Source organism: Neisseria sp. P0009.S007 (assembly GCF_051962515.1).
In genome coordinates this window covers 1-860 of the sequence record NZ_JBQCVF010000707.1, presented here as the reverse complement: position 1 = coordinate 860, position 860 = coordinate 1, and the positions used below count along the sequence as shown (strand labels likewise).

The window sequence follows — 860 nt, the reverse complement described above, 5'->3', positions numbered from 1 at the left end:
TTTCTCCGGTAACTGTATTTCCCGAAGCATCTGCTGTATCGTTACATTCACAACATAGCCAACAGCGTGCCAAGAATGGAATTTTTATAAATATAATTTTTAATTTATTGAATATAAAGAAAATATATTTTAAAGTGGCTTTTATTAGCAAGAAGCGTAGAATACTAAAAAATATATTTATAGATAGTTATATAGAAAATAAAATATAAAAGGATATATGATGCGATTCGATGATTTGGACAAACGCCTGCGGTTAAGTAAACGGCAAATTTGTCTTAGAAAAAATAATTTAAAGGCCGTCTGAAACATGAATACCAACCCTAAAAAACAAGTCGCCGTCAGCTTTCTCGGCACGGTGTTGGACAGCGGTTTCGGTCAAGGGCGTTGGCAGAAGTGGCGGCCGAATGTCGCCATGAATCAGCGTCAGGATTTTCATCTTGACCGCATGGAGCTATTTTATGCGGAAAAATACCGCGAACTGGCGGATCATGTAAAAGCCGATATTCAGCGGGTGTCGCCCCACACAGTCGTCAATCTCGTGCCTATGGAGCTGGCAAACCCGTGGGACTTCTCCGAGGTTTATACCAAGCTGCACGATTGGGCAGCAAGCTATCCATTTGATACAGAAGAGGAAACCTATCTCACCCACATCACGACAGGTACACACGTTGCCCAAATCTGCCTGTTTTTATTGGTGGAATCGTGTCAAATTCCCGGAGTACTTTTACAAACCGCCCCTCCCAAAAACCAAAGACGCAGTATGGAGGACGGCAATGTCGGCAGTTATGAAATCATCGATTTGGACTTGGATCGTTACGACGTACTGGCCGAACGCCTTGCCGCCGTACGCGATGACGCAG

The 860-nt window shown here is 43.4% G+C and carries 2 protein-coding genes; both read left to right on the top strand.

The annotated features are described in order from the left end of the window. The coding region (locus ACTHS3_RS15835; protein WP_440368486.1) for a hypothetical protein at nt 1-209 on the top strand (209 nt) is incomplete at its 5' end. A 98-nt stretch (nt 210-307) separates the two neighbouring features. Continuing rightward, on the top strand, nt 308-860 hold a 553-nt coding region (locus tag ACTHS3_RS15830), incomplete at its 3' end, for an RNA repair transcriptional activator RtcR family protein (RefSeq protein ID WP_440368485.1).